Origin of the sequence: Cupriavidus sp. BIS7, assembly GCF_000292345.1 — a bacterium.
Lineage (GTDB): Bacteria > Pseudomonadota > Gammaproteobacteria > Burkholderiales > Burkholderiaceae > Cupriavidus.
The window spans coordinates 36,817-62,298 of record NZ_ALOU01000016.1 but is presented as its reverse complement, the minus strand read 5'-3'; the positions used below and the strand labels follow the sequence as shown (position 1 = coordinate 62,298).

Below are 25,482 nucleotides of genomic sequence, written 5' to 3'. Positions count from 1 at the left end.
GGCACAACTTCCTATAATGAGAGCCCGATGAAGTGATCCGGACCATGAACAAGGCTTTTGTCAAAGAGTCGCCGAATGATGACGACGACGATCTTCCCGAAGGCGCCACGCCTTTGCCTGCCGGCACCAAGAACTACATCACCGCTGCCGGTTACAAGCGGCTGCGCGACGAACTGATGCAACTGATCGATGTGGACCGTCCTGACGTCGTGCAGATCGTGTCATGGGCCGCATCGAACGGTGACCGTTCCGAAAACGGCGATTATCTCTACGGCAAGAAGCGGCTGCGCGAGATCGACCGCCGCATCCGCTTCCTGACTCGCCGACTGGACAAGGCCGAAGTTGTCGACCCTTCCCTGCAGGGCGACAACGACCAGATCTTCTTCGGCGCCACGGTTACCTACGTCAACCAGGATGGCGAAGAAACCACGATCACGATCGTCGGCATGGATGAGGTCGATCTCGATAGCAACCACGTGAGCTGGATTTCACCGATCGCCAAGGCCCTGATCAAGGCGCGCGAAGGCGACACCGTGGCGCTGCGCACGCCGGCCGGCATCGAACAGATCGATATTCTGGAAGTCCGCTACCCGCAGAAAGCCGCTTAGCCGTCGTTTCGGTCGCGGAAGATACGGATGATGTCGGGGTTGCGCCGCAACGCGCGCATGACGTTTGCCAGGTGCAGACGATTCTGAACCTGGATGACGAACTGCATGTAGGTGGCCTCCTGATGGCCACCCTGCTGCGGCTCCATCGCCACGTGCGCCACGTTGGCATCGGCTGCCGTCAGATCCGCGGCCACGCGGGCAACGATGCCCTTCACGTTGCGGACCATGACCTTGATCGACACGTCGAACGCGCGCGTCGTCTTCTTGGCCCACATCACCTCGATCCAGTGTTCGGGGTCCTTGCTGTGCAGGCGCTTGGCGACCTTGCAGTCCTGCACGTGAATCTGCAGCCCCTCGCCCTTGCCGAGATAGCCGACGATCGAGTCGCCCGGAATCGGACGACAGCATGCCGAAAAGATCATCGACATACCTTCGTCGCCGGTAATCGGCACGGCCGGCGCTTCTTCGCCGGCAAAGGTCTGCACTGCCGCCAGCAGCGCGCTGTCGACATCGCCTGAAAGCTCCTGCAGCAGGATCTCCATGCGGCGAGCCACCACGGCCGGCACACGACGCCCCAGCGCCAGGTCGGCGAAGATATCTTCCTTGAGCTTGTTGCCGGTCCACTGGATCATGCGATCCCAAACGGATTGCGGCACGGCCTTGAGTTCGATACCGAGCTGCCGCGCGGACTGCTCCAGCAGGCGCTCGCCAAGCTGTATGGCTTCGTCCAGCTTGGTCGTCTTGAGGTAGTGACGAATCGCGGCACGCGCCTTGCCCGTGCGCACGAAAGCCAGCCACGACGGATTCGGCTTCGAATACGGCGCGGTCACAACTTCGACGATGTCGCCACTCTTGAGCTCGGTGCGCAATGGCAGCAGCTCGTTGTTGATCTTCACTGCCACGCACTGGTTGCCCAGGTCGCTGTGCACGGCGTAGGCAAAATCGAGTGCAGTCGCCCCACGCGGCAGCGCGCGGATATGACCCTTCGGCGTGAATACGTAGACCGCATCCGGGAACAGGTCGATCTTGACGTGTTCGAGGAATTCCTGCGAATCGCCGGTCTGGCTCTGGATATCCAGGAGCGACTGCAGCCACTGGTGCGCCTGCTGCTGGATATCGTTGGCGTGATCGGCCTGATGCTTGTACATCCAGTGCGCCGCCACGCCGGCTTCGGCGATCTGATGCATGCCGCGCGTGCGGATCTGGAACTCCACCGGCGTGCCGAATGGGCCCACCAGCGTCGTATGCAGCGACTGGTAGCCGTTGATCTTCGGAATTGCGATGTAGTCCTTGAACTTGCCGGGCATCGGCTTGTACAGGCTGTGCAGCGCGCCCATCGCCATGTAGCAGTGCATCTGCGTTTCCACGACCACGCGGAAACCGTAGACATCTAGCACCTGCGAGAACGACAACTGCTTGTCGTGCATCTTGCGATAGATGCTGTAGAGCGTTTTCTCGCGCCCCGACAGTTCCGCCACGATGCCGGCCTCGGCCAGCGCGGACTGCGCGGCCTCCAGAATGCGCTTGACCACTTCGCGCCGGTTGCCACGCGCGGCCTTCACGGCCTTTTCAAGCGTCGCGTAGCGGAATGGCGATCCGACCTTGAACGACAATTCCTGCAGTTCGCGATAGATCGTATTGAGACCCAGCCGGTGCGCGATCGGCGCGTAGATCTCCATCGTTTCCAGCGCGATCCGGCGCCGCTTCTCGGGCGGCACGAAATCGAGCGTACGCATGTTGTGCGTGCGATCGGCCAGCTTGACCAGAATCACGCGCACATCACGCGCCATCGCCAGCAGCATCTTGCGGAAGCTCTCCGCCTGCGCCTGCTCGCGGCTCTGGAATTCGAGCTTGTCCAACTTGGTCAGGCCATCGACCAGTTCGGCGACCTTTGGACCGAATTTCTCGGCCAGTTCGCTTTTCGTGATGCCCTGATCTTCCATCACGTCGTGCAGCAAGGCCGCCATGATGGACTGCACATCAAGCTTCCAGTCCGCGCACAGTTCGGCCACCGCCACCGGATGCGTGATGTACGGCTCGCCGCTCTGGCGGTACTGGCCCAGGTGGGCCTCATCCGAGAACTGGAAGGCTTCGCGAACCAGCGCCTGGTCGGCAGGCTTCAGGTACGCGAGCGTCTCCATCAGCCGTGTGATGGAGACGACCTGCTGGCGCGGAGGCACCGCCGGTTGCGAGGTCGGTCCAAAGAAGTGCCGGTAGGACTGCGCCAGCACGGCATCGATGAACAGGTCGCCGCCGGGCCCCGCCGGCACCGTGCCGACTACCGGCTCGGCCACCAGATCGTTGGCCAGTGCGGCGCGCGCCTTGCCCTGCTGGATCGGCGGCACGACGGCACGCTCCCCGACGACGTTGTCGCCGAGCGGATCGGGCAGATTGGGAGCACCGGTTCGGGCAGTCACAGTGGATTGTCCTGGACGCTTACGCCCGATTGATCCGGCTAACGACGACGGTGAGGGGGGTAGTGCAGAGGAGACGGGCAGCGGTGCCCCGGGGGCCACTGTCGTGGCCAGGGCGGGCTGCCCACCTGTCGCCTGCCCGACATGCGACGTCCGCGACGCCGGGTCGGCGGGCGGAACGACAGCAGGATCGGAAGGCGATGAAGGCATGGGGACGGCCCCTGTAATTCCGCTGAACGCGCGGCTGGAAGCGCATGTACGCGAAGCAAGGATGAATCACAGGCCGTCCCGTCAATCAGGTCGGTACCTTCTTCAGCATCTCGATGCCGACCTGACCCGATGCGATCTCGCGCAGCGCCACCACGGTGGGCTTGTCCTTGGCCTCGACCTTGGGCGTATGGCCCTGCACGAGCTGGCGTGCACGGTACGTCGCGGCGAGGGCGAGCTCGAAGCGGTTCGGAATGTGTTTCAGACAATCTTCGACGGTAATACGCGCCATATCAAATCCACCTTGGGATGAAACCTGTTCGACAGGCCGGTATTTTACAGCACGCGGCCGGAACCCTCCGGCCGCGCGATTTCTTCAGTGTATTCCGAGCTCGATAAACAGCTCGGTGTGCCGCGCCTTTTGCGACGAAAAACGCAGACGGGTCGCGTGGACGACGTTCTGCAACTGCCTCAGCGCGTCATCGAACACCTCGTTGATGATCACGTAATCCGACTCGGATGCGTGCGACATCTCGCTACCGGCGGCCAGCAGGCGACGCACGATCACGTTCGGCTCGTCCTGGCCGCGTTTCTTGAGGCGCTCCTCCAGGGCCGTCAGCGACGGCGGCAGGATGAAGATCTCCACGGCGTTCGAGAAGCGCTTGTGCACCTGTTGCGCACCCTGCCAGTCGATTTCCAGCAGCACGTCGGTGCCCTGGGCCATCTGTTCCTCGATCCAGACACGCGACGTGGCGTAGTAATTACCGTGCACTTCGGCCCATTCCAGGAAGTCACCCCGGTCACGCGCGGCGCGGAATTCCTCCACGGAGATGAAATGGTACTCGCGGCCGTTCTGCTCACCGGGGCGCGGGCGGCGCGTGGTGTGCGAGATCGACAGGCGGATTGCCTGGTCCTGCGCCAACAGCGCATTGACCAGCGTGGACTTGCCGGCCCCGGACGGTGCCACCACCATGAACAGGTTGCCAGGGTAGGCGGTATCGATGGCGGTGTGGGTCGTTTCGCTCATGATCTTATTCGAGGTTTTGAATCTGTTCGCGCATCTGCTCGATCAGGAGCTTCAGCTCCATCGACGCATCGGCGAGTTCCTTCGCGGCGGCCTTCGAGCCGAGCGTGTTCGCTTCGCGGTTGAGCTCCTGCATCATGAAGTCCAGCCGCTTGCCAACCTGGCCGCCCTTCTTCAGGATATGCCGGGTTTCGTTGAGGTGCGCCTGCAGGCGCGAGAGCTCTTCGGCGATGTCGATGCGGATGCCATAGACCGTGGCTTCCTGGCGGATACGCTCGGCGATCTCATCGCGGCTCATTGACGGCATGCCGTTCGGCGCGGCCAGGTTGAACGCTTCCTGCAGGCGCTCGGTCAGTTTTTCCTGGTGATGGGCGATCAGTTGCGGAACCAGCGGCGTCAGGCGTTCGACGATGGCCAGCATGGCGTCGATCCGCTCCTCCAGCGTGGCCTTGAGCGCGGCGCCCTCGCGGCGGCGGGCTTCCAGGAGCTGGTTCAGTGCCTCGCGCGCGGCGCCCATTACGGCTTCGCGCAACGCTTCCTGCGACAGCTCCGGCTCCACCAGCACACCCGGCCAGCGCAGGATCTCGCCCATGCGCATCGTGCCGGCGCTGGCGAACGTGCCGGCGACGGTGGATTCCAGCGCGCGGAGCTGGTCGAGCAGCGTCTGGTTCAATGCCAGGGTGGCGCCACCGGTGTCGGTGCGCTGCAGGTTGATACGGCACTCCAGCTTGCCGCGTGACAGCTCGCCCATCAGCATTTCACGCAGGGACGGCTCGAAGGCACGGCACTCTTCGGGCGCGCGGAACAGAAGGTCAAGGAAACGCGAGTTGACAGTGCGGAATTCCACCGAAACCGATGCGGTGCGGCCGCTAGGTTCGCCCTGGGCGTTGGTCAGCGGTGCCTGGCCGGTGGCCAGGCCATAGCCTGTCATGCTGTGGATCATCGTCGATAAGTCTCGCGAAAGAATCAAAAAAACGGAAAACGGCAAAATTGGCACGGCGTGGCGACCTGCGCCCGGGCTTGGCCGGGGGCCACTGGATCGCCCAAAAAATCAACTGAAAACAGCGGCGGAAAAGCGCGGATATTTGGCAACAGTCCCCGCTAATGATTTCTTTACAAGTGACCGATTAGCCCGGAGAATCCGGGAGCAAATGAGGTCCCGAATCCTATGACAGAGTCCAAGGGCGCAAACCAATCCAAGAGCGCGCCGCTGCCGATCGGTACGCTGCTGGCCAACTACCGTATTGTAAAGAAGTTGGCCAGTGGGGGGTTCAGTTTCGTCTACCTCGCAACGGACGAAACCGGCGCCCCGGTGGCCATCAAGGAATACCTGCCTTCGTCGCTGGCCCGGCGCAGCCCCGGCGAGCTGATCCCGGTCGTCCCCGACGAAAGCGCGGCCTCTTTCCGGCTAGGCCTGAAATACTTCTTCGAAGAGGGCCGGTCGCTCGCACGCATTTCGCACCCGAGCGTGGTTCGCGTGGTGAATTTCTTCCGCGAGAACTCCACGGTCTACATGGTCATGAACTACGAGCTGGGCAAGACGTTGCAGGAGCATATCCTGCAGGCCCGGCAACAGGGCAAGCCGAAGGTGCTGCGCGAACGGTTCATCCGCAAGGTCTTCCATGACCTGATGAGCGGTCTGCGCGAAGTGCATATTCACAAGCTGCTCCATCTGGACATCAAGCCGGGAAACATCTACCTGCGCGAGGATGAATCGCCGATCCTGCTCGATTTCGGTGCAGCCAGGCAGATCCTGACCATGGAAGCGGCCCGGTTCCAGCCGATGTACACACCTGGCTTCGCGGCGCCCGAGCTTTACGGCAAGCACTCGGATCTCGGCCCCTGGACCGACATCTACAGCCTGGGCGCCACGCTCTACGCCTGCATGGCCGGCATGCCGCCGCAGGAAGCCAACCAGCGCGAGAAGGAAGACCGCATGACCGAGTCGTTCGGGCGGCTGCGCGCCACCTACACGAACGGCCTGGTCGACCTGGTCGAATGGTGCCTGCGCCTGACGCCATCCGAACGGCCGCAAAGCGTATTCCGGCTACAGAAGGAACTGCGCGACCAATCCAACGCGCTTGGCGAGCAGTCTGCCGCGGCCGCCGCCGCGGCAAACCCGGCCGGGCCGGTGACCGAACGCATGAATGCCACGAGCCGCTTCATGACCCTGCTGCGCCGCCGCGAGGAGAGGTCCCTCCCGGCCGCCGAAGCAGGCAGCAGCGGCGACTGAGCCACCACACATAACAAGATTCCGCTAAGCCAACATGCGATTCTCCGTCTATCAGGAAAGCCGGAAAGGCGGCCGCCGCATCAACCAGGACCGCATGGGCTACTGCTTCACGCGCGACGCCCTGCTGATGGTGCTGGCCGACGGCCTGGGCGGCCACGCGTTCGGCGAAGTTGCCGCGCAGCAGGCCCTGCAGACACTGGCGCGCCAGTTCCAGGCTCAGGCCCGCCCCGCCATCCGAAATCCGGCAGACTTCCTGCAGGATACGATCATGCTCGCGCATCGCGAGATCCATCGCTACGCGGAAGCCAACAAGCTGGCCGATATCCCGCGTACCACGGTGGTTTGCTGCCTGATCCAGCATGGCCAGATCCACTGGGCGCACGCGGGTGACTCCCGCTTCTACCTGATGCGTAAAGGCGCACTGCTTACCCGCACGCGCGACCACTCGAAGATCGAGAACCTGCTGCAGCAGGAACGCGTGCTGCCGATGGATGTGGCCAACCACCCGGAACGCAACAAGCTCTACAACTGCCTTGGTTCGCCGAACCTGCCGCTGATCGATATCGGAGGCCCGGTCCGCCTGGAGCCCGGCGACGTGGCGCTGCTGTGCTCTGACGGTCTCTGGGGCAGCCTGGAGGAAGGCATCATCGTCGACAAGGTCACCCACCTGTCGGTGGTGCATGCGATACCCGACCTGATCGAGCAGGCGCTCGGCAATGCCGGCGAAGGTGCCGACAACACCACAGCCATCGCGATGATGTGGGAAGCCGACGCCAATGTGCAGAATGACGATGCGGTGCTGACCGACACCCTGCCGCTGAACGCATTCACCACGTCGATCCTTGAGCGCACGGGCAACGAGACCGACCTGCTGTCCGAGGAAGAGATCGAGCGCTCGATTGCGGAGATCCGCGCGGCCATCGACAAGACCAGCAACCTGATGCGCTGAGCCCCCGGCAAAACGCGCCTTTACGGCCTCTTGGCCGGGATCCGGCAGGCACGCATTGCCTGCCGGCGTTAGAATCGCGGTCTCACCCGATTCCAACGAAAGATTCCAATGCGACCCAGCGGACGCGCGGCCGATGCGCTGCGACCCATCACCCTGACCCGCCACTACACCCGTCACGCCGAAGGCTCGGTGCTGAGTGCCTTTGGCGATACCAAGGTGCTGTGCACAGCCAGCGTGCTGGCCAAGGTGCCGCCGCACAAGAAAGGCAGTGGTGAAGGCTGGGTCACAGCCGAATACGGCATGCTGCCGCGCGCCACGCATACCCGTTCGGACCGCGAAGCCGCACGCGGCAAGCAGACTGGCCGCACGCAGGAAATCCAGCGCCTGATTGGCCGCGCCATGCGTTCGGTGTTCGACCTGTCCGCGCTCGGCGAATATACGATCCATCTCGATTGCGACGTGCTGCAGGCCGACGGCGGGACGCGCACGGCCGCCATCACCGGGGCCTTTGTGGCGGCGCATGACGCCATCTCCAAGATGCTGCGTGACGGCCTGATCGCCACGAGCCCGATCCGCGACTTCGTCGCCGCGGTTTCCGTCGGCATGGTCGACGGCGTACCGGTGCTCGACCTCGACTACGCCGAAGACAGCAACTGCGACACCGATATGAACGTGGTGATGACCGGCAGCGGCGGCTTTGTGGAAGTCCAAGGCACGGCCGAGGGCGCCCCCTTCAGCCGCACCGATCTCGACGCCATGACGCGCCTGGCCGAAGCCGGCATCGCCGACCTCGTGCGCCACCAGAAGCAGGCGCTCGGGCTGTAAGCGCAAGAAGGAACACGCTGATGCAACGTTTGGTCCTGGCCTCCAACAACACCGGAAAGCTACGCGAATTCACCGCGCTGTTGGCGCCGCTCGGCTTCGATATCGTGACGCAGGGCGACCTTGGCATCCCCGAAGCCGAAGAGCCATACGCCACGTTCGTCGAGAATGCGCTGACCAAGGCCCGCCACGCCAGCCGCCTGTCGGGCATGGCGGCGCTGGCTGACGACTCCGGTATCTGTGTCGACGCGCTCGACGGCGCGCCGGGCGTGTACTCGGCGCGCTATGCCCAGACCGTCGGCAAGCCGAAGTCCGATGCAGCCAACAACGCGCACCTGATCTCGCAGCTGGCCGGCAAGCTGAACCGCCACGCGCACTATTACTGCGTGCTCGTAATGGTCCGCCACCCTGACGATCCGCGCCCGATCATCGCCGAAGGGGTCTGGGCCGGCGAGGTAGTCGATGCCCCGCGCGGCAACGGCGGCTTCGGCTATGACCCGCATTTCCTCCTGCCGCAACTCGGCAGGACCGCTGCCGAACTTAGCGCGGATGAGAAGAACACGATCAGCCACCGTGCGCTGGCACTGCAGGGGCTGGTAGCTCGACTGCAGACCTTTGGCGCCAAGGGCTGCATATGATTCCGATCGTCCCTGCCGGCAGCGGTGCGCCGGCCGCATCCGTGCAGGTATCCCCTGCCGATAACCAGAAGCTCTGGCTCAAGCCGGGCCAGATCGCCCTGCCCGGCTCGCCGCCGCTGTCGCTCTACGTCCATATCCCATGGTGCGTGCGCAAGTGCCCATACTGCGACTTCAATTCGCACGCGGCGCCCGGCAAGGCGGATAGCCACGAGATTCCCGAGGATGCCTATCTCGATGCACTGCGCGCGGATCTTGAGCAATCATTGCCGCTGGTCTGGGGACGCCCCGTGCATACGGTGTTCATCGGGGGCGGCACGCCGAGCCTGCTCTCCGCGGACGGCATGGACCGGCTGCTGTCGGATATCCGCGCACTGCTGCCGCTCGATGCCGACGCCGAGATCACGATGGAAGCCAACCCCGGCACGTTCGAGGCCGAGCGCTTCGCCAGCTATCGCGCCAGCGGTATCAACCGGCTATCGATCGGCATCCAGAGCTTCAACGACCGGCACCTGCAGGCACTCGGCCGGATCCATGGCGAGCGCGAGGCACGCGCAGCCATCGACATCGCACTGACGCACTTCGACAACGTCAACCTGGACCTGATGTACGCGTTGCCCGGACAGACCGTGGACGAATGCGTGCACGACCTGGAAGCCGCGTTGTCATATGGCACCACGCACCTGTCGCTCTATCACTTGACGCTGGAGCCGAACACGCTGTTTGCGAAGTACCCGCCCGCGCTGCCGGACGAAGACCTGGCCTACGAGATGCAGGACATCATCGAGGCCCGCACTGCGCAGGCTGGCTACCGGCACTACGAGACCTCGGCCTACGCCAGGCCGCATCGCGAAGCGCGCCACAACCTCAACTACTGGCGCTTTGGCGACTATCTCGGCATTGGCGCCGGTGCACACGGCAAGCTGTCGTTCCCGAACCGCATCCTGCGCCAGATGCGCCACAAGCATCCGGCCACCTACATGGAGCAGGCCATGGCCGGCAACGCGGTGCAGGAAGCCCGGGAAGTCGGCGCCGACGAACTTCCGTTCGAGTTCATGCTCAATGCACTGCGCCTGACCGATGGCGTGCCGGCATCAAGCTTCTACGATTACACGGGGCTGCCGTTGCACACGATCGGCAAACAGCTTGCGGCAGCCGAGAAAAAGGGACTGCTTGAGGCGGACCCGACGATGATCAAGCCGACGGAACTCGGAAGGCGCTTCCTCAATGACCTGCAGGAGATGTTCCTGAAGGACTGAGTGTGTTTGCTCCCCCAACCCCTCTCCCATGGGGAGAGGGGAGCCACAAAAAAAGCGCCACATTGCGTGTGGCGCTTTTTTTGATTCGGCTGCAAACCAATTAATACGGCGCCGCCATATCGTTGGCCACCCGGGCGCGATCGCCCACGCGCAGGTTGCCGAGATTGCTTTGCGTCACCGTCGCCATACGTCCGTCGTCCAGACGCACATTGACGCGATAGGCGGTGCTGTTATTGGTGCCAACACGCTTCTCGATCTGGTTGCCCGCCACGGCACCACCCACGGCGCCGACAATCGTCGCCACGGTCTGGCCCGATCCGCCACCAATCTGATGGCCCAGCAGGCCACCGGCCGCGCCGCCAATCACCGTGCCCAGAATCCCGGAACTGCCCTGCGAGGTCTGGATCGGTTCGATCGACTCCACGTGGCCGACGAATACCGAACCGGACGGCGCCTGATAGGTCTTGGTGCCTGGCTGCTGGTAAGCGGCCGGGGCCGGGGCAGTGCTGTAGTTGCCGTAACCGCCATAGCCCGGCTGCGCGCAACCGGCCAGTCCGGCCGCCAACACCAGCGCGCCAGCGGTACCAAGGGCCAGCCATGGTTTGCGTTGATCTTGCATCAAAGAATTCTCCTCAAATCGCCTGTACGAAAAGCGAACATGCGGTGCAGACCGCATGCGCGTCCTCCCTCAGAGGTGCGCGAGTCCGACAAGGTTCCGCTGCGCCCACAGACACCGGCGCGACAGCATCGCAAAGTTTGCGTGCCCGCATGATACCTGCCCGGCCGCTCATCCCTGTATAATGCGCGGCCGGGCATGTTGGCCATGCGCGCTACAATGCCCGGACCCTTCCCGATACGGAAGCGTGGCCGAGTGGTTTAAGGCAGCAGTCTTGAACGCTTGCGGCCTTGATGCCAGCAGAGCAGCAGAAAGGGCAGCAAAAACAATGGGTTAGTAGGCTCCGCGCGGCGCTTGTCACAGGCAGTGTTTAGCGGATTCCTAGCGCATCAGAGTACGGTGGGTTGGCCGAGCGGTTGAAGGCACTAGTCTTGAAAACTAGCAAGGGGGTAACCCCTTCCAGGGTTCGAATCCCTGACCCACCGCCATTTTCCAGTTCCCTAACGCCTCACACAAAGAACAAGGAGTCAGGTATGGGCGAGTGGTCGGAATACTTCGAGGACTTCCCCGAAGAGAACTCTGCGAACTATGTCAATGGACGGTTCGACCCTAAAGGCGCAGAAGCACTGAGAACGGCAGAAGCCAAGCTCAGGCGGGACCAGGGGAAGCTGGATGCGGAAATTCGCGCAATTGTCCAGAAGCACCGCACGCCTGCACCTGACAAGAAATAGCAGATTAAGCCGATAGGAAGCCCGACATCAGAGAAGGTGTCGGGCTTTTGCTTTGTACGGGGAATCGGATGAGCAATAACGCCAATGGAAGCGTGGACACGCATGCGCGCCTAGCAACGGCACAATGGGTCCTAGAACGTCACCTTGCGTGGATAGCGGCAGCAGAGGTCAAAGTCGGGGTAATTGTAGCTCTCGATACCGCCATGCTGGGAGGCTTGGCCGCAGCATTTGGTACTTCTGACCCTTGCGCTCGGATTGCATGGACGTATTTGTTTACTCTGGTCGCCGCCGGAGCAACTGTCGTCGGATTGGTCTGTGCAGCCATGGCTGTATTACCAAGAACTAACGGCCCACAGAATTCTCTTCTCTTTTTCGGGCAAGTAGCCACCCTAAAATCCGACTACTACCAGAAGGCCCTTAGCAGCGTTTCAGACGAGCAATTGCTTGCCGACTGGGCAAGTCAGATTCATCGAAACGCAGAGATTGCTTGCGCTAAGTATGGCTGGGTGCGGAAAAGCATGAGGTGGTCGTTCTTCGCAGTGATCCCGTCGATAGCCGCAATCGGGCTGCTGGTGAAACTCTAGGGGGAAATATGGCGCTCAAAGAAGATCTGGAATCGGAAGTAAAGCAGATATTCAAGGAACTGTGGACGGTTCAGACCACAACTGGCGTGCCTGACCCAGAAGATCTACGTCTCTCAAACCATGCGAAAGACCTTGAAGCCGCAACAGTGCTCTATGCGGATCTCGACGGCTCCACCAACATGGTAGACAAGTTCAAATGGGAGTTTTGCGCTGAAGTCTACAAGACGTATCTACGTTGCGCAGCACGGATTATTGCGGCGGAAGGGGGTGTCGTGACCGCCTACGACGGAGACCGCATCATGGCCGTGTTCACCGGAGATGCGAAGAATACCAACGCAGTGCGCGCCGCGATGAAGATTAACCACGCTGTGGTTAAGATCATTCGCCCCGCCCTCGCGGCACAGTATCAAAACACAAGCTTCACGCTGAACCACGTTGTCGGCGTGGACACGAGTCAACTCCGAACGGCTCGAATCGGGGTGCGTGGATATAACGACCTAGTATGGATTGGGCGCGCAGCCAACTACGCTGCCAAACTGACGAATCTATCGGAAAAGCCGCTGTGGATTACAAAAGCGGTCTACGACTCAATGCACAAGGACGTTAAGTTCTCCGCCGACGGCCGCGACATGTGGGACAAGCGTTCATGGACATCTATGAATGACATGGAGATTTATTGCTCCACTTGGATGTACAACGTCTGAGCCACTGACGACAACGGGTGCCATGCGGCACCCGCTGAAGGCGGCATCAGGCAGCACATGGACTGCCCTGCTGCTGGGTCCGTTTTGATTAGCGAGCGACGGTTTCCTATGGCTCGACTGCATCAGCGCCCTGTTGGAGGGACAACGCGCTGACGTCCCGCAGTTCAGTTCCTACGCTATCGCCTGACCTCGGTGCCGTGCATGAAGACGTGCGGCTTGTACCGGTGCGTCACATCGTTGTGGTTCGCGGCGGGAGGTGGGGAGGCTGGCAAGTCTTCCAGGCGGCTACGCTCTTCGTAATACTCCAGCGCCTTAACCTCCCATTCATCGACGCTCATCATCTCGGGCCACTCTCCACGAGGACGGTTCACACTGCGGGCTTGTTCGATTCGCTCAAGTCGCCGCAGTGTGGTCAGACTGACTCGCCCACGCATTATCGATTCTTCAGCAGGGAGCCGCCGATCACCTGCAACAGAGCGAGGTCATGCGCCTGTTGCTCCTTGCGCGCCTCCATTTGCTCGAAGAACAAGTTGACGAGGCGTACACGATCCCTCTCGGTAAGTCCGCGCTCGTCCGTCGGCTCCGCCTTGTGACCATTGCCAGTTCGTGTCATTGCATTCTCCTTGGTGGAATGTACCCAATGCACTGAAGTAGATGTGCAGCCTGCATGCGCACCTCAGGGTCATCGCAGTCGCGGATCTCCCGATAGCAGGCTTGGACGATGAACTCGCGGGTGGCCTCGAACTGCTCCACATCAAAGGTGCCACCGTCATTGCTGGCCACGCGAGCTTGCTGCGCCGTGATCGGGCTCAAAGTCGCATGCGGCGCGAGCCCGGGGTTGCTGTCCGTCCCGTCGTACTCTTCGATGAGCCTGTGCGCGAGTTTGCGCGCCTCGGCCATACTCTTCTTCAGTGAACCGTGGCTCAGCTCATAGCCGCGTGCATTGAACACCAGATGCACGGCCACCGCACCGGGTACGCTCGGCATGTCGTGGATACGTCGATCGCGTTGCATGCGCCTGTACTCGGCGCTGTCAAACGAAACGAAGCGGTTCATTGCTTTCCCTCCAGAGCTTGTAGGCGTTGTTCCAATTCATCGATCTGGCGAACGCCAGCGAGCGCCGAGATAGATTCGATGATCTGCTTGCCCATGTCCGGTGCAACGTGGCCGCCAGCAATCGCCTGTAATACCTGCTCCACCAGATGCGCAAGAGGTGCCTGCGCGTCGGACGAGAAGCTGACCCACTGCCTTGATTTTTGTGGGCTGGCGCCGTGTACGGGTTTGGTTCGACGGTGGGCTCGCCAGTGGGCGGCGCTGGCCACCGCCTGGTGTGGTCGAAGCGTCCGATGCGCGACCCGCGAAGTTGCCGACCCCAGCGTTAACCGCCCACGCGGCAGGCCGCGCAGCGGCGGCGAGGCATCGCTACCAGGGCCTTGGGACTACGTCTTGCCCACGGCAGCCCGTGGCAATCTCCTGCACGGACCGAGACTCTGATACTGGGCGTTATTTTCGACTGCTACTGATAGGTATTAAAAAATCGCCCCTCTGCATATTGATTAGATTGAGGAAGTCTACTCGGTTCGCCTCATTTGACGGGTCCATGGCGCACCACACTCGGTCTTGCGCATACAGCCTGGCCGTATGTCCATATCCGAACACCAGTGGCGCAAAGTCGCGTAGCGCGTCGTACCACGCGCGCTGTTCATCGCGGTAAGCAGGGTCGCGGTCATGTCTCTTGAGCTTGGCGCTCAACTCTTGCCATCGAACCGAATCAAAGTGGACTGCCAAATCCTTCGGATACAGCGCGAGCGTAAGAGCACGGGGTTCGGTAAAGTGCTGCGATTCGTCAAACTCAACGACCAGTTCCATTGACGGCACGTAGAAATCGACAGGTGCCAGCGCCGAAATACGCACAAAGTTCTTGTGACCTCGAAAAGATGACAACCCATCGTAGATACGCTGAAGTACATCCCCAAACTGGGTCTCAGAATATGCATTTGGCGCAGTCGGAATAGCCAAACGATAAGATTCTTTCACCTCGCCGTACAAGGCAGAAAGCATGCGCAGTACGGCCGTTTTGCAGGCTTTGCAGCGCTCGCTGTGTCGAGCCATCTCTTCCTCGATTGGTAACAAATAGAAGTTAAATCACAGCCGCAGTGCTGCTTATCAGCGGCCAACTGGCACCCTGGCGATGATAGAGATTAGTCGATTAGTCCCTGGAGTGAAGTGCGCCCGCGCGGCAGGCGCGCAACAGCGACACAACCGCTATCCAAGCGCAGGGAGCCAGTACCACCCGCTGCGCCCGACCAGCACCAGCGCATCGCGTTCGATGGTTGGATCAAATGAGATACTACGATTTATTTGAAACGCTCCGCATATCTAAGCAATTGCTGGTTCAGTGCATCGGCGTTTGGGGCGAAATGCGCTTCCCGATGGCAGTTTGGACATAGCACTACGCAGTTCCATATGCGATCACCTTTCTCCGCTCCCAGTATGTGATGAACGTCGAGAAAGCCAGGGTATCGCTTTATTTCGGGACAGCCATCGCGTTCACATCCTGGTGTTCGAGCTAGAACGGCTTTACGCACCTGTGGGTCACGTTTGACTTCGGAACGGATGACAAGCCGACGCGCTGCACCGTCACTACCCATGAGAGAATAGTCAACGCCAGCGCAATCATCGTATGTGTCCCCTGCAGTGACATTACCATGAGGCTCGATCTTGGCCAAATCCACGACGCCCGGCCAATTCCATAGCACATCGGCGACTTCATGGGAATCATTAGTCCGGTTATCTTGCAGCCATATGGTCGGGCTTGTGCCGTTCATTGCGTGATTTTTGGAACTGCGCCCCATCAGTTTCCGACGATGCAATTCGGCGCTTACATCGCGTTGCCGAAACCAAATCCCGGACAATTCCTCTCTGGGGATTAAGGCCGCATAGATTATTAATCCACCATCTCGCTGGACAATGAGATTGTGCGTGTTTCCATGGTCGCGGTCTCGCTGCACGATGAACTCAAGCGTTTCCTCCCAGCTATCATTGATAAGTCGCGCACGCAATTGAGCGGCCGAGTATTTTCGTTCGCTTGAAGTTCGACCTTCTCGCCGCCAGCAAAGGCGCACGCGCATCTGTAAGTTGCTACCATCCGGAGAGCGTACAGAGAGGAATTGTGCATTAGGCGATCCAACTTCCTTTCGACGGTCCTCAATTACCTCGTACCCCCGCTCACGAAGAAATGGTTCGATTGCATCTCGCGTTACTCTTTCCGCCGCAATACTTTCTGCACTTCGAAACGCGCGCTGTCCATTCGACAATTTCTCTACTCCTCAAAATTGAACGCCGCAACCTACTATTGAAAGACCTGTACCTGCGCGTGCACGCTCTCCCTGCTAAGGGATGGTGTCGACGCCTTCAGGGATTGGACTCAGTTTGAGCGTGTAGTGTCGGACTTTGTAGGCTCAAAGTCTGAACTTCGATAGGTACGCTCAGCAATGCTGCCACTCTGTGTCATCCAATAGGCTGTTATGGTGTCGCCACCCCCCCAATACCAACAGCCGTGCAAAGTAATGCCTTGTCGGTCCCAGCTACGCGCCATCAGGAGGTAGCCATCGCCGGGAAGACCGCAATTCTTGGCGGGGATCGCTTTATCAAGCAATTCAATCCTGCCTCCAGCGCCGTCTTCTTTGTAGGAAATAACCTTTGGCATCTCCGAACGCGCTTCAACGGCGACAAATAAAAAAATAATTACGATTAGAAATCTCTTCATAATCCTGTTATAGTTTGTGAACTCAGAGCCCCATTGGACGACCGTTCCAAGGTGGATGGCGTCGATGCCGCCTAGTTACCGGTATGGTATCTGCTCAATTCCTGCCGCCCGAACTCGGTCACGGTGAACTGGCCAAACTGGAAGTTCGACCACTCGGCGTTATCCCACCTAATTCGGAACATGTCCGAGCTGCTGTCGAAGACCCAGCAACCGTAGGTGGTATGCCCGCTCGCGCCAGACGCAATGACCTGGTGGGCAGACTTCCAGTCAGTTTGGTGGCAAGCCGTACTGGTTAGCTCGATCACGCCCCCGGCACGGTTTGGCTGCACGAAGATCGTGCCTGCCCGCGCGGCAGGAGCCATTATCAGAGAGGCCGCGGCTAGCGCTGCGGCGGTAATAGCGTGCTTCATCCTTGCGTCCTTCGGGAAATTTCGACGCTCAAGGTCGAAATCAGGCGGTTTTTCATTGGCAATGGCCCTTCCACTTGTCGATTGCACTATCCTGGGAGAGCTCATAGTCATCAATATACAGACGCCCCTCCCGATCTTGCCTTGGGTAATAGACATCTTTGAAACCATACCGATTTATGGGGCCAACAACTAAATCGCCTTCGGAAGGGTCGTAACCGCCGTACCACTCCAAGAGATAGAGCCCTTTATTATTGCTCGCAATAAAATAGTCGCAGCCCGACCTCTTAAAAACTACAATGGCCTGATCAGCGAATGCGCTCGCACTCGCGAATACAGCTAATAATGCGGCTACAATTACACAAATTGACTTATTCATTTTGATGTTAATTAATAAAAATTTAAGCGAACTAGAGGGTGTCATGCCACTTCATATGACCTTTCTCGGGTTCTTTACCCCTGATGCCTAGACTAGACATTAAGCAACTAGCTCGGAGTCAACGAAGCCCAGCCACTGCGCTAAATTAACTCCCGCCCACCCCACAAGTCACCTTGTACTTGGGCCCAACAGAGTCGCAGACCATGCGGGCGTCATAGACCATTCCGGGCACGTTCGGGCGTCCCGCGAATGCGACAACTGTATTTGTCGTGCTCGGTCTTGAAAAGACCATCGTCTGGCCGCCGGTCGTTGTCGTATGCGCAGAACCATAGGCAGTGTTTCCAACTGCCGTAATATTTGCAGTTGTATAGCTCTGAGTTGGTGTAGTAAAGGAGCTTTGATCTACTCTGGATTTTGCGTCGACGATCACAAAATGCGTGAACCCGTGCGTGAGGGTGAGTTCGGCGCTCCTAAGCAGGACAAGGTCCTCTGCTCTTTCTGGACGCGTATAGCCATTCCCGCGAAAAGAAACACGAAAAATATTCGTATCGAGCTGGGTCTCGTTAAACCCGCCAGTCAATCCTTCCGGTTGGTAGGCAGTTGCACACCCGGTGAGTACCACGCCAACAGACAAGAGCGCGGCAATGGAAATGCCCTTCATTTTTTGTATCCTTGGGCGCGCTTGTTCGCTTGTCGTTTGACGTATGCGCGCAGTACGTCATTGACAGGTTTGCGAGCAGCCTCCGATATGCAGATGACGTCACGAACATGCGTGGGGAGGGTTCGGCTGCTGCCTTTGCAACGATGGTAGGAGGGTAGGAGCCTTACAGCTTTGCGTCGCCTTCCGAGAGCTTGACATCTCATGCAAGCGCTACTGTCTGCGCATGAAGCGACACATTAAATATCGGGAGCAAGCTACGCTATGTTGTTTAGTGCGCGACATAGAGCTGCATGTTGTTCAGCCCAGTTTTTAGGAGTTCCCGCAAGGGAGGACCGTCGAGAGGGCTACGGCAGGCATACGCAGGCATGGGGTCCGCGCGTGGGGACGCTGCCAAGAGCTGTCGAATGTGGCCATGGGGTTACGGTGGTCAAACTGGGGGCTGAAATAGACGACCTCCGATCCATTTGGCTTGTGCACGCCGTTTCCAGGCAATAGTTCGACGGACACCGCTTCCGCCAAGACAAAAAAATGCCGCGCCCTGCTTTCCATCAGGAAAACGCAGGCGCGGCATTTTGACGATCATCCACTGCACTGGCAACGGATGATCCATCCAGATCAGTCGCTATCCACCTCAGCCGGATTTTCAGTCGGACTGATACTTCGGCGACCTCGGGCCAAACAGGATCCCGTTGGGCTGCCCTGCCGACAGCAGGCGAAGGCTCGTGGACTCGGCCACCTTGTAGGTGGCGTCAAACACGTGGTTCATCGCCTGGGAAATAGCGGCGCTCACCAGCATTCCGATCAGGCCACCACTGGCGTTGCTGCCGCTGTCGTTGGTGGCGGTGGCCGATCCCGTCCACAGCGTCTTGCCGTTGCGCAGATCAACCAGTTTGGCGTTGGCCGTCACCGTCGTCACGCTGCTGACCACCTGATAGCGCGAACCGTAGCTGGTCACTTTCATATACAGCGCCGCATCGGCACCGAAGATGTCGTGCAGCTTGGCCGGCGACACTTCGTGGATATCGCCGGGTGTGGTCAGGCCGTTCTGGCGGAACGTTTCATCGACCAGCGCCACGGGCAATACGTAGTAGCCGGATTCAGCCAGCGGGAACGTGGCTTGCGACAGCATGCCGTAAGTGGCCTTGATATCGGGCGACTCGTTCAGCGGCGGCAGCACCAGGATCGAGCGCGGGCGGCTTTCCTTGAACGCCGCGTAATCAACCTGCTGCGGCTTGGTGGCCGCGCAGCCGGCAAACATCATGACCACGCCAAACGTGGCCAGCCAGGTCAGAAGACGGCGCATCATTGCTGGCTCCCCTTGGTGGTGTTGCCGGTTGCGGCGGAAGCGTTGCTGCCACGGCTGGCGTTCTTGAGCAGGAAGTCCATGTACTGCGCAGACTCCGGGAACAGCGTCTTCTCTGTCTGGAACTGCTTCGCCATCTGATCGTCCTTGCCCAGGCCCAGGTACAGCATGCCCAACTGGGCGTGGTAGCCCGGCGGCACCGTCCCGCCTGTTGCCTGGATCTTCTGGAGGCCGGATTCGAGGGCGATGACCTGCGCTTCCTTCGACTCACCCTTGAAGTACTCGTAAACCTGCGTCTGGTAGCCCTCCCATTGGTACAGGGGCTTTGGCGCAGCACATCCGCCCAGCAGAAGACTGCCGGCGGCCGACATAAACGCTGCCTTGCGCAGCGTGACCAGTTTCAACATTGTTGTTCTCGTTGTGAATGAACGGCTTATTGATTGCCCGGCTTCCAGGCGCCGCTGTCGATGGCGTTGACGAGGTTGTTGATTGCCTCGCGCATGGCCAGGTCCATCACCTTGCCATTGAGCGTCGAGTCATAGCTCGCCGTACCGCCAAAGCCAATCACCTCGCGGTTCGACAGCTTGTACTCGCCAGCGCCCTGGGTCGAGTACACGACCTCGGAAGTGGTGATGTTCACGATGTTCAGGTTGACCTTGGCATAGGCCACCTGCTCGCGGCCACGGCCGAGAATGCCGAAGAGCTGCACATCGCCCACTTCCTTGCGGCCGAACTCGGTAATGTCGCCGGTAACGACGTAGTCGGCACCCTTCAGGCGTTGTGCCTGGTTCTTGATCGTGGCTTCGCGCTTGATTTCGTCGAGGTTCTCGCGCTCAAGCACGTTGAAGCGGTTGGTCTGCTGCAGATGGGTCACCAGGCTGGTCTTGGCCTGGCCGCTCAGGCGGTCGATGCCATCCGAGAACACGCCGCGCATGTAGTTCGAACGGTTATCGAACTTGCCAACGGCGATCGGCGTACGCGGCCCGTTGTACGGCCTGCTGGCGCTCTCCACTTTCGGTACGGACAGCACCGTCGACGTCTCTGTGGCGCATCCGGCCATGCCCATGGCGGCAACGATGCCGAGCAGGCAGCAGGTTTTCAGCTTTTTCAATCGATTTCTCCTAGTCAACGCGGTCAAATTGACGCGACCGCCAAGTGTCCACGAAACCCCGACCAGCAATCCAGCGAAAAATTGCGAAATTTGACGCAGGGCAAGTCTGGACAACTTCTGTCGCTATCGACAGGAAGATGGAGAAATTGATACAGACGTTAGAGGGGTGACACACTCATCCCGCGGCCGGTGTCATCAGGTCTTCCAGGAAGAACGCCGCAAGCTGATGGCGGCCATCGAGCTTCGCTTTCGCGTACACGTTGGCCGCGTGCTGCCGCACTGTTTTCGCCCCGCTCTCGCGCACCCGGGCAATTTCCTCGAGCGACAGCCCTTTCACCAGCAGCAGCGCCACGTCTTTCTCGGCAGGGGTCAGCCGCCAGGTATCGAACTGCTCCTGCATCGCCAGCAAGAAGCTTCTGGTCGACCGCTGGGCGGCATCGTTTCGCTCGCCCATGGCGCGCAACGAAGCGTCGGCCGAATGCTTCAGCGACTCGAACTCTTGCGCGGCACGTCGGCGGTCGCGGACCAGCAGATAGAGGATGACGAGGAACGCGAGCGTAGCCGCTGCCTCGGTCAGCAGGTGGTAGGTGGCCCCGCCATTGACGAGTTGATAGAGGTCCCATGCCTGGTAAGCGGGAAAGACGGCCAGCAGAAGGGGAAGCTTGGGAGACATAAACGCGGTGGCGCGGTGCCACGTGCCGAACGGTTACACACGAATTTCCGGTCTGCAACAGACCGGATGCAAATGTAACTTATTCTCACTTACATGGGAAGCCTGAAGCATGGGTTGCCCATAGATAGCGCATACATCACTTTTAGCGTGCAGGACATATGCCCCGTGACCCAAAAGTTCACAACGCATCACGGAAAATTGCCCGGACAGACGTCCTGAAACTGCGGGACAAGTGCTCGACAAAGCTGCTTTCGGAATTGAAATTGCAAATGATTCGCATTAGCCTCGCTTCGCTCGATCTGCAACCGCCTTCCTGCGGTGCCGCGTTCGGGTCAAGCCGGCGCGGCCTTCGCGCCATGCCAGTCACCTGCAAGCTCATCACCGATCCATGTCTCGCCCTGCCCGTCCCGGATTCGCACCACGCCCGCATGCCATCGCCGCCATCGCCTCTGCCCTGATCGCCGGCGTTCCCATCGCATCACATGCGCAATCCGGCAGTGCGGAGCAGATGCTTCCTGCTGTGACGGCATCGGCCGACAAGTCACTGCCCGGCAACCTGAATGAAACGGTGACGACCGGGACGAAAACCGACACGCCGCTGCGTGACATCCCGGCGGCGATCACTGTCATCCCCGACGATGTGCTGCGCGACCAGGGCGCCATCGACATGAACTACGCGCTGCAGAACTCCGCCGGTGTCCAGCCCGTGCTGGCCGGCGGCTACGGGTTCGCCAACAACTACGCGATTCGTGGCCTGGCCATGCGCTTCCTGCGCGACGGCTATGCCGATGGCCCGAGCCAGAACGGCTACTACCGCACGATGTATGACGTGGACCGCATCGAGGTTCTCAAGGGCCCGGGTTCGGCGCTGTACGGTTCGGGGCAGCCGGGCGGCACGGTCAACCTGGTCACAAAGGCGCCCCTGTCGAAATTCTCGGCGGAGGTCGGCGCGTTCGGCGGCAGTTTCGGTACCTGGGGCACCTATGTGGACGTGGGCGGCCCGGTCAGTTCGCAACTGAGCACCCGGCTGATTGCCGACGTAGAGAAGAGCGACGGCTATCGCGGCCTGGGACGCGATATCAAGGAGGTATCGCCGTCGTTCAGCTGGGCCTACGACACCAACAAGACGCTGACAATCGACTACGACCACCGCGACATCAGCATCGTGCCGGACAACTACGGCATCGTATTCAACAACCAGGGCAAGATCGCCGCCGCGCCGCGCGATGCACGCTACTACAGCCCGTTCAACGACACGCGCCAGATCATCGACCGTGTCACGGTGAGCCACGACTGGCGCATCGACCCCGCCCTGACAATGCGCACGGCGTTCATCTACGACGAACGCACGCTCGACATGACGCGCAATGCGGGCGGCAACGGCGGCAATGCGCTGAACCAGATGACCGGCCGCTCGGCGCGCACCCAATCCGATGATGGGCACTTCATGCTGGCCCAGAACGAGCTGGTGTGGAAAACGAACACTGGCCCGGTCGATCACACGGTGCTGTTCGGCATGGAGTACTCGGACACCCATATCAATACGGTCCGCACGGGCTACAACCTGCCCAACATCACCAACATCGACGCGCCCATCGTGCCCGAGACCACGCTCAACGGCTTGGCGCCGGTGGTCTCGCAGGGGTTCAACCGCGTGCTCAAGCAGCAGGATTTCGGCGTCTACCTGCAGGACCAGCTTGCGTTCGGCGACCAGTTCAAGATCCGTGCGGCCGTACGTACCGATCATGTGAACTTCAGCGATATCGGCACGCAAGGCGGCGCCTTCCGCACGATTGGCGACACGCAGAACCTGACGGCCGGGTCGCTGGGCGGCGTGTGGCAGCCAACGCGCACGCTGTCTTTCTACGCCGGGGTGTCGACCAGCAAGTTCATCAACGTGTCCACCGAACCGGCGGCACTGACCACGGTTCCGGAAAGCTCGCTGCAGAAGGAAATCGGCGCCAAGGCCGAGTTCCTCGATGGCCGCCTGCAGACCAACGTCGCCTTGTTCGAGACCGAGCGCAAGAACTACTACATCACGCTGCCGGGCGCGCTGAGCCCCACGCCCGATGGCCGCGACAAGAGCCGCGGTGTAGAACTGGAGCTTGCCGCGCGACCGCTATCGGGCTGGACCGTACTGGCCAACTTCGTGCTGCAGAACGTCGAAGTGGAATCGAACACGCTGGCGTCGAACGCTTCGATGGGTGTGTTCAACCGCAGCATCGCCGGAACCCGCCCCGCTGGCGTGGCCCGCACCGGTGGCCGCCTGTGGACCACGTACGACTTCCAGCAGCAGGCGCTGCACGGCTGGGGTGTCGGCCTGGGCCTGACCTACAAGGGCGACAGCTATGCGGATAGCCTGAACCTCTACCAGGTGCCGTCGTACGTCGTGCTGGATGCCGCGGTCTACTATCGCCGGAAGAACCTCGACGTCACGCTGAACCTGCGGAACCTGACGGACAAGACCTACTACATCTCGCCGACCTTCTCTGGCGCATTGCCGGGCGACAAGCGCAGCGCCATGCTGACGGCGCGCTACCGGTTCCAGTAACCTTGCGCAACTCAGCACGACACGGGCCGCACGCGGCCCGTTTTTGGCTTCTGCATTGCCTACACCCCGCCCGGCCTCAGCAGCAGCGATGCGTCGATGTCCTGCAGCGTAGGCCGCCCGAGCAGCGCCATCGCAACCTCCAGCTCGGTCTGCAGCAGCGTCAGCATATGCACCACGCCGGGCATCCCGCCAACGGCAAGCGCGTGGAGAACCGGCTGGCCGACAAGCACCGCAGAAGCGCCGAACGCGATGGCCTTGACGATATCGGTGCCGCGCCGCACGCCTCCATCGAGCAGGATCGGTACGGCGCCGCCCACGGCGCTGGTAATTGCGGGCAGCAGATCGATCGTGGCAGGCACGGTGTCGAGCGTACGCCCGCCATGGTTCGATACAACGATGCCGGACACGCCAGCATCCAGCGCAGGCTTCACATCGGCGGGATTGAGCAGGCCCTTGACCAGCACCGGCAGCGCGGTCTGGTGGCAAAGCCAGGCGATGTCACCCCAGGTGGGCGCATGGTCGAGCATGCCTCGGAAGACCGGGCTCCCAAGACTGGCACTGACAGGCCCCGTCGAGGGAAACGCGGCAAGATTGACGGCCCTGACATCGCCTGGCAAGCGAAAGGCCGCGCGCTGCTCGGCGTTGCGGATGCCGCTTACCGGCGCGTCGATCGTCACAACGATCGCCTTGTAGCCGGCCTGCTCCGCCCTGCGGACCAGCGACAGCGTGTGCTCGCGGCGCGGCTGCACGTAAAGCTGGAACCAGAGCGGCGCCGTGGATGCATTCGCGATGTCTTCCAGCGTGACGCTTGCCTGGGTACTAACGGTCATCCACGTGCGGGTCAGCGAGGCACCCTGAACGGTAGCCAGCTCCCCATCCGGATGCACGAGCTTGTGGTAAGCCGTGGGGGCGATCAGTATCGGATATTCGAGTGTCTCGCCGAACAGCTCCGAACGGGCCGACGCCTTCGACATGTCGACGAGTGCCCGCGGCATCAGCCTGATACGTTCGAAGGCGGCGCCGTTCTCGCGCTGCGTGACCGCATCGGCCGCGGCGCCAGCGATGTACGCGCGGATCGCCGGGTCCACCTTCTCGTGGAAACGGTACTCGTAGTCTCGTAGCGAGACAGTATCGGCAGGAATCTGCATGGCCGTCACAGCTCGGCCCAGCGCCGGAGCAGGTTGTGATAGTGGTTCACGAGCGAGAGCACGGCGTCGTTGTCGTCGCCAAGCCGCTTGCGGATATCGATGATCGCAAGGTCAAGCTCGTAGAGCATGGTGCGCTGGCCGTCGTCCTTGACCATCGACTGTGCCCAGAAGAACGATGCCCAGCGGGCGCCACGGGTGACGGGCGTCACCGCATGCAACGAGGACGCGGGATAGACCACCATGCAGCCGGCGGGCAGCTTCACCGTGTGGTTGCCGTACAGGTCCTTGATGATGAGCTCGCCGCCATCGTATTCATCGGGGTCGGTCAGGAACAATGTGCTGGAGACATCAGCGCGAATACGCATGCCGCCGGTACCTGGCACGGTACGGATGGCGTTGTCGACATGCGAGCCAAACGTCATGCCGCCTTCATAGCGGTTGAACATCGGAGGCAGCACGCGCAGTGGCAGCGCGGCCGAGTGATACGACGGATTGCGGCCCAGCGCAGCCAGGACGAATTCGCTCAGCTCATGCGCCTCTGCACTATCGATGGGAATCTGCAGGTTGAGCTTGGACTTGGCCGCAAGATCGCCGGCTGTGACGCGGCCGTCGACCCAGTTCGAACTTTCCAGCCGCTGCCTGCAGTACCGGACTTCATCCGGCGTCAGGACATTCGGGATCTGAATGAGCATGG

Annotated in this window: 31 protein-coding genes and 1 tRNA gene; 11 read left to right on the top strand and 21 right to left on the bottom strand. The window is 60.8% G+C overall.

The genetic code is table 11. The features are described from left to right. Positions 1-44: 44 nt before the first annotated feature. Positions 45-608 carry a transcription elongation factor GreB gene (gene greB, locus B552_RS0105820; protein ID WP_019448069.1) on the top strand — a complete coding sequence of 188 codons (564 nt, stop codon included), beginning with the start codon at positions 45-47 and terminating at the stop codon, positions 606-608. Here greB and B552_RS0105815 read toward each other — a convergent pair. The 4 genes from B552_RS0105815 to B552_RS0105800 form a co-directional block, all read right to left on the bottom strand. Further along, positions 605-3,025, bottom strand: a complete 2,421-nt coding sequence (locus B552_RS0105815) for a bifunctional (p)ppGpp synthetase/guanosine-3',5'-bis(diphosphate) 3'-pyrophosphohydrolase (protein WP_019448068.1) — start codon at positions 3,023-3,025, stop codon at positions 605-607. The two genes, greB and B552_RS0105815, sit on opposite strands and share 4 nt — an antisense overlap. 292 nt (positions 3,026-3,317) lie before the next feature. Further along, positions 3,318-3,521, bottom strand: a complete 204-nt coding sequence (gene rpoZ / locus B552_RS0105810) for a DNA-directed RNA polymerase subunit omega (protein ID WP_006578656.1) — start codon at positions 3,519-3,521, stop codon at positions 3,318-3,320. 84 nt (positions 3,522-3,605) lie between these two features. Further along, a complete protein-coding gene (gene gmk, locus B552_RS0105805; RefSeq protein ID WP_019448067.1) occupies positions 3,606-4,256 on the bottom strand; it encodes a guanylate kinase in 651 nt (216 codons plus the stop codon). A gap of 4 nt (positions 4,257-4,260) precedes the next feature. Continuing rightward, positions 4,261-5,196, bottom strand: coding sequence for a YicC/YloC family endoribonuclease (locus B552_RS0105800; protein WP_019448066.1), 936 nt, complete (start codon positions 5,194-5,196; stop codon positions 4,261-4,263). Positions 5,197-5,421: 225 nt separating this feature from the next. Between B552_RS0105800 and B552_RS0105795 the strand changes: the two genes are divergently transcribed. From B552_RS0105795 to hemW, 5 genes are all read left to right on the top strand, one after another. Beyond that, positions 5,422-6,486: a serine/threonine-protein kinase gene (locus B552_RS0105795; RefSeq protein WP_019448065.1), complete on the top strand. Its 1,065-nt coding sequence runs from the start codon at positions 5,422-5,424 to the stop codon at positions 6,484-6,486. A gap of 34 nt (positions 6,487-6,520) precedes the next feature. Further along, the gene (locus B552_RS0105790; RefSeq protein WP_019448064.1) at positions 6,521-7,435 is read left to right on the top strand and encodes a PP2C family serine/threonine-protein phosphatase; all 915 of its coding nucleotides are present in this window, start codon (positions 6,521-6,523) and stop codon (positions 7,433-7,435) included. A gap of 108 nt (positions 7,436-7,543) precedes the next feature. After that, the gene (gene rph / locus B552_RS0105785; RefSeq protein ID WP_019448063.1) at positions 7,544-8,260 is read left to right on the top strand and encodes a ribonuclease PH; all 717 of its coding nucleotides are present in this window, start codon (positions 7,544-7,546) and stop codon (positions 8,258-8,260) included. 20 nt (positions 8,261-8,280) lie between these two features. Beyond that, on the top strand, positions 8,281-8,895 hold the full coding sequence (gene rdgB, locus B552_RS0105780; protein ID WP_019448062.1) for an RdgB/HAM1 family non-canonical purine NTP pyrophosphatase: 615 nt from the start codon (positions 8,281-8,283) through the stop codon (positions 8,893-8,895). Further along, the gene (hemW, locus tag B552_RS0105775; protein ID WP_019448061.1) at positions 8,892-10,151 is read left to right on the top strand and encodes a radical SAM family heme chaperone HemW; all 1,260 of its coding nucleotides are present in this window, start codon (positions 8,892-8,894) and stop codon (positions 10,149-10,151) included. The genes rdgB and hemW overlap by 4 nt, the downstream gene beginning before the upstream one ends. Positions 10,152-10,251: 100 nt before the next feature. Here the strand turns inward: hemW and B552_RS0105770 are convergent, their stop codons facing one another. Further along, positions 10,252-10,770, bottom strand: a complete 519-nt coding sequence (locus B552_RS0105770; RefSeq protein ID WP_019448060.1) for a glycine zipper 2TM domain-containing protein — start codon at positions 10,768-10,770, stop codon at positions 10,252-10,254. Between the two features lie 395 nt (positions 10,771-11,165). Between B552_RS0105770 and B552_RS0105765 the strand changes: the two genes are divergently transcribed. From B552_RS0105765 to B552_RS0105750, 4 genes are all read left to right on the top strand, one after another. Then, positions 11,166-11,255 (top strand) — tRNA-Ser (locus tag B552_RS0105765). Between the two features lie 45 nt (positions 11,256-11,300). After that, the gene (locus B552_RS0105760; RefSeq protein ID WP_019448059.1) at positions 11,301-11,498 is read left to right on the top strand and encodes a hypothetical protein; all 198 of its coding nucleotides are present in this window, start codon (positions 11,301-11,303) and stop codon (positions 11,496-11,498) included. 68 nt (positions 11,499-11,566) lie between these two features. Then, positions 11,567-12,082 (top strand): Pycsar system effector family protein, encoded by a 516-nt coding sequence (locus B552_RS28790; protein ID WP_157160201.1) that lies wholly within the window; start codon positions 11,567-11,569, stop codon positions 12,080-12,082. A gap of 8 nt (positions 12,083-12,090) precedes the next feature. Continuing rightward, a complete protein-coding gene (locus B552_RS0105750) occupies positions 12,091-12,786 on the top strand; it encodes an adenylate/guanylate cyclase domain-containing protein (protein WP_019448057.1) in 696 nt (231 codons plus the stop codon). A 176-nt stretch (positions 12,787-12,962) separates the two neighbouring features. On the opposite strand, the gene B552_RS28785 is transcribed toward B552_RS0105750, so the two are convergent. The 14 genes from B552_RS28785 to B552_RS0105700 form a co-directional block, all read right to left on the bottom strand. Continuing rightward, entirely contained in the window at positions 12,963-13,157 is a 195-nt protein-coding gene (locus B552_RS28785; RefSeq protein WP_157160200.1) for a hypothetical protein, read from the bottom strand. A gap of 62 nt (positions 13,158-13,219) precedes the next feature. After that, positions 13,220-13,399 (bottom strand): hypothetical protein, encoded by a 180-nt coding sequence (locus B552_RS0105740; protein ID WP_019448055.1) that lies wholly within the window; start codon positions 13,397-13,399, stop codon positions 13,220-13,222. Next, on the bottom strand, positions 13,396-13,842 hold the full coding sequence (locus B552_RS27250) for a hypothetical protein (protein WP_019448054.1): 447 nt from the start codon (positions 13,840-13,842) through the stop codon (positions 13,396-13,398). Before B552_RS27250 ends, B552_RS0105740 begins: the two co-directional genes overlap by 4 nt. Then, positions 13,839-14,108: a hypothetical protein gene (locus B552_RS28780; RefSeq protein ID WP_157160199.1), complete on the bottom strand. Its 270-nt coding sequence runs from the start codon at positions 14,106-14,108 to the stop codon at positions 13,839-13,841. The genes B552_RS27250 and B552_RS28780 overlap by 4 nt, the downstream gene beginning before the upstream one ends. Before the next feature lie 181 nt (positions 14,109-14,289). Next, complete coding sequence (locus B552_RS0105725; RefSeq protein WP_157160198.1) at positions 14,290-14,898, bottom strand: hypothetical protein; 609 nt, start codon at positions 14,896-14,898, stop codon at positions 14,290-14,292. A gap of 245 nt (positions 14,899-15,143) precedes the next feature. After that, complete coding sequence (locus B552_RS28280) at positions 15,144-15,917, bottom strand: HNH endonuclease signature motif containing protein (protein ID WP_237718171.1); 774 nt, start codon at positions 15,915-15,917, stop codon at positions 15,144-15,146. Positions 15,918-16,213: 296 nt separating this feature from the next. Continuing rightward, positions 16,214-16,555: a hypothetical protein gene (locus tag B552_RS28775; RefSeq protein ID WP_157160197.1), complete on the bottom strand. Its 342-nt coding sequence runs from the start codon at positions 16,553-16,555 to the stop codon at positions 16,214-16,216. 71 nt (positions 16,556-16,626) lie between these two features. Next, complete coding sequence (locus tag B552_RS0105720) at positions 16,627-16,965, bottom strand: hypothetical protein (RefSeq protein ID WP_157160196.1); 339 nt, start codon at positions 16,963-16,965, stop codon at positions 16,627-16,629. A 52-nt stretch (positions 16,966-17,017) separates the two neighbouring features. Beyond that, complete coding sequence (locus tag B552_RS28770) at positions 17,018-17,386, bottom strand: hypothetical protein (protein ID WP_157160195.1); 369 nt, start codon at positions 17,384-17,386, stop codon at positions 17,018-17,020. Between the two features lie 100 nt (positions 17,387-17,486). Beyond that, the gene (locus tag B552_RS28275; RefSeq protein ID WP_083860240.1) at positions 17,487-18,002 is read right to left on the bottom strand and encodes a hypothetical protein; all 516 of its coding nucleotides are present in this window, start codon (positions 18,000-18,002) and stop codon (positions 17,487-17,489) included. 643 nt (positions 18,003-18,645) lie between these two features. After that, complete coding sequence (locus B552_RS0105715) at positions 18,646-19,308, bottom strand: DUF799 domain-containing protein (RefSeq protein ID WP_019448050.1); 663 nt, start codon at positions 19,306-19,308, stop codon at positions 18,646-18,648. Next, entirely contained in the window at positions 19,305-19,712 is a 408-nt protein-coding gene (locus tag B552_RS0105710; RefSeq protein ID WP_019448049.1) for a DUF4810 domain-containing protein, read from the bottom strand. Before B552_RS0105710 ends, B552_RS0105715 begins: the two co-directional genes overlap by 4 nt. Before the next feature lie 26 nt (positions 19,713-19,738). Beyond that, positions 19,739-20,371, bottom strand: a complete 633-nt coding sequence (locus B552_RS0105705) for a CsgG/HfaB family protein (RefSeq protein WP_051003537.1) — start codon at positions 20,369-20,371, stop codon at positions 19,739-19,741. A 220-nt stretch (positions 20,372-20,591) separates the two neighbouring features. After that, the gene (locus B552_RS0105700) at positions 20,592-21,089 is read right to left on the bottom strand and encodes a LuxR C-terminal-related transcriptional regulator (RefSeq protein WP_019448047.1); all 498 of its coding nucleotides are present in this window, start codon (positions 21,087-21,089) and stop codon (positions 20,592-20,594) included. A 388-nt stretch (positions 21,090-21,477) separates the two neighbouring features. Here B552_RS0105700 and B552_RS0105695 point away from each other — a divergent pair, with 388 nt between their 5' ends. After that, on the top strand, positions 21,478-23,640 hold the full coding sequence (locus B552_RS0105695; RefSeq protein ID WP_019448046.1) for a TonB-dependent siderophore receptor: 2,163 nt from the start codon (positions 21,478-21,480) through the stop codon (positions 23,638-23,640). Positions 23,641-23,699: 59 nt separating this feature from the next. On the opposite strand, the gene B552_RS0105690 is transcribed toward B552_RS0105695, so the two are convergent. Beyond that, on the bottom strand, positions 23,700-24,788 hold the full coding sequence (locus tag B552_RS0105690) for an alpha-hydroxy acid oxidase (RefSeq protein WP_035879490.1): 1,089 nt from the start codon (positions 24,786-24,788) through the stop codon (positions 23,700-23,702). A 5-nt stretch (positions 24,789-24,793) separates the two neighbouring features. Further along, on the bottom strand, positions 24,794-25,480 hold the full coding sequence (locus B552_RS0105685) for a Fe2+-dependent dioxygenase (RefSeq protein ID WP_019448044.1): 687 nt from the start codon (positions 25,478-25,480) through the stop codon (positions 24,794-24,796). Positions 25,481-25,482: the final 2 nt, after the last annotated feature.

Excerpts from the sequence above, each read along its gene's own strand:
- B552_RS0105790 (WP_019448064.1), top strand. The coding sequence starts at position 6,521 with ATGCGATTCTCCGTCTATCAGGAAAGCCGGAAAGGCGGCCGCCGCATC.
- B552_RS28775 (WP_157160197.1), bottom strand. The coding sequence starts at position 16,555 with ATGAAGAGATTTCTAATCGTAATTATTTTTTTATTTGTCGCCGTTGAA.
- B552_RS0105720 (WP_157160196.1), bottom strand. The coding sequence starts at position 16,965 with ATGAAGCACGCTATTACCGCCGCAGCGCTAGCCGCGGCCTCTCTGATA.
- B552_RS28770 (WP_157160195.1), bottom strand. The coding sequence starts at position 17,386 with ATGACACCCTCTAGTTCGCTTAAATTTTTATTAATTAACATCAAAATG.
- B552_RS0105700 (WP_019448047.1), bottom strand. The coding sequence starts at position 21,089 with ATGTCTCCCAAGCTTCCCCTTCTGCTGGCCGTCTTTCCCGCTTACCAG.
- B552_RS27250 (WP_019448054.1), bottom strand. The coding sequence starts at position 13,842 with ATGAACCGCTTCGTTTCGTTTGACAGCGCCGAGTACAGGCGCATGCAA.
- B552_RS28280 (WP_237718171.1), bottom strand. The coding sequence starts at position 15,917 with ATGCGCGTGCGCCTTTGCTGGCGGCGAGAAGGTCGAACTTCAAGCGAA.
- B552_RS0105795 (WP_019448065.1), top strand. The coding sequence starts at position 5,422 with ATGACAGAGTCCAAGGGCGCAAACCAATCCAAGAGCGCGCCGCTGCCG.
- B552_RS0105800 (WP_019448066.1), bottom strand. The coding sequence starts at position 5,196 with ATGATCCACAGCATGACAGGCTATGGCCTGGCCACCGGCCAGGCACCG.
- B552_RS0105705 (WP_051003537.1), bottom strand. The coding sequence starts at position 20,371 with ATGGGCATGGCCGGATGCGCCACAGAGACGTCGACGGTGCTGTCCGTA.
- B552_RS0105740 (WP_019448055.1), bottom strand. The coding sequence starts at position 13,399 with ATGACACGAACTGGCAATGGTCACAAGGCGGAGCCGACGGACGAGCGC.
- B552_RS0105690 (WP_035879490.1), bottom strand. The coding sequence starts at position 24,788 with ATGCAGATTCCTGCCGATACTGTCTCGCTACGAGACTACGAGTACCGT.
- rph (WP_019448063.1), top strand. The coding sequence starts at position 7,544 with ATGCGACCCAGCGGACGCGCGGCCGATGCGCTGCGACCCATCACCCTG.
- B552_RS28790 (WP_157160201.1), top strand. The coding sequence starts at position 11,567 with ATGAGCAATAACGCCAATGGAAGCGTGGACACGCATGCGCGCCTAGCA.
- B552_RS0105750 (WP_019448057.1), top strand. The coding sequence starts at position 12,091 with ATGGCGCTCAAAGAAGATCTGGAATCGGAAGTAAAGCAGATATTCAAG.
- B552_RS0105695 (WP_019448046.1), top strand. The coding sequence starts at position 21,478 with ATGTCTCGCCCTGCCCGTCCCGGATTCGCACCACGCCCGCATGCCATC.
- B552_RS0105725 (WP_157160198.1), bottom strand. The coding sequence starts at position 14,898 with ATGGCTCGACACAGCGAGCGCTGCAAAGCCTGCAAAACGGCCGTACTG.
- rpoZ (WP_006578656.1), bottom strand. The coding sequence starts at position 3,521 with ATGGCGCGTATTACCGTCGAAGATTGTCTGAAACACATTCCGAACCGC.
- B552_RS0105715 (WP_019448050.1), bottom strand. The coding sequence starts at position 19,308 with ATGATGCGCCGTCTTCTGACCTGGCTGGCCACGTTTGGCGTGGTCATG.
- hemW (WP_019448061.1), top strand. The coding sequence starts at position 8,892 with ATGATTCCGATCGTCCCTGCCGGCAGCGGTGCGCCGGCCGCATCCGTG.
- greB (WP_019448069.1), top strand. The coding sequence starts at position 45 with ATGAACAAGGCTTTTGTCAAAGAGTCGCCGAATGATGACGACGACGAT.
- B552_RS0105760 (WP_019448059.1), top strand. The coding sequence starts at position 11,301 with ATGGGCGAGTGGTCGGAATACTTCGAGGACTTCCCCGAAGAGAACTCT.
- B552_RS0105770 (WP_019448060.1), bottom strand. The coding sequence starts at position 10,770 with ATGCAAGATCAACGCAAACCATGGCTGGCCCTTGGTACCGCTGGCGCG.
- rdgB (WP_019448062.1), top strand. The coding sequence starts at position 8,281 with ATGCAACGTTTGGTCCTGGCCTCCAACAACACCGGAAAGCTACGCGAA.
- B552_RS28275 (WP_083860240.1), bottom strand. The coding sequence starts at position 18,002 with ATGAAGGGCATTTCCATTGCCGCGCTCTTGTCTGTTGGCGTGGTACTC.
- B552_RS0105685 (WP_019448044.1), bottom strand. The coding sequence starts at position 25,480 with ATGCTCATTCAGATCCCGAATGTCCTGACGCCGGATGAAGTCCGGTAC.
- gmk (WP_019448067.1), bottom strand. The coding sequence starts at position 4,256 with ATGAGCGAAACGACCCACACCGCCATCGATACCGCCTACCCTGGCAAC.
- B552_RS0105710 (WP_019448049.1), bottom strand. The coding sequence starts at position 19,712 with ATGTTGAAACTGGTCACGCTGCGCAAGGCAGCGTTTATGTCGGCCGCC.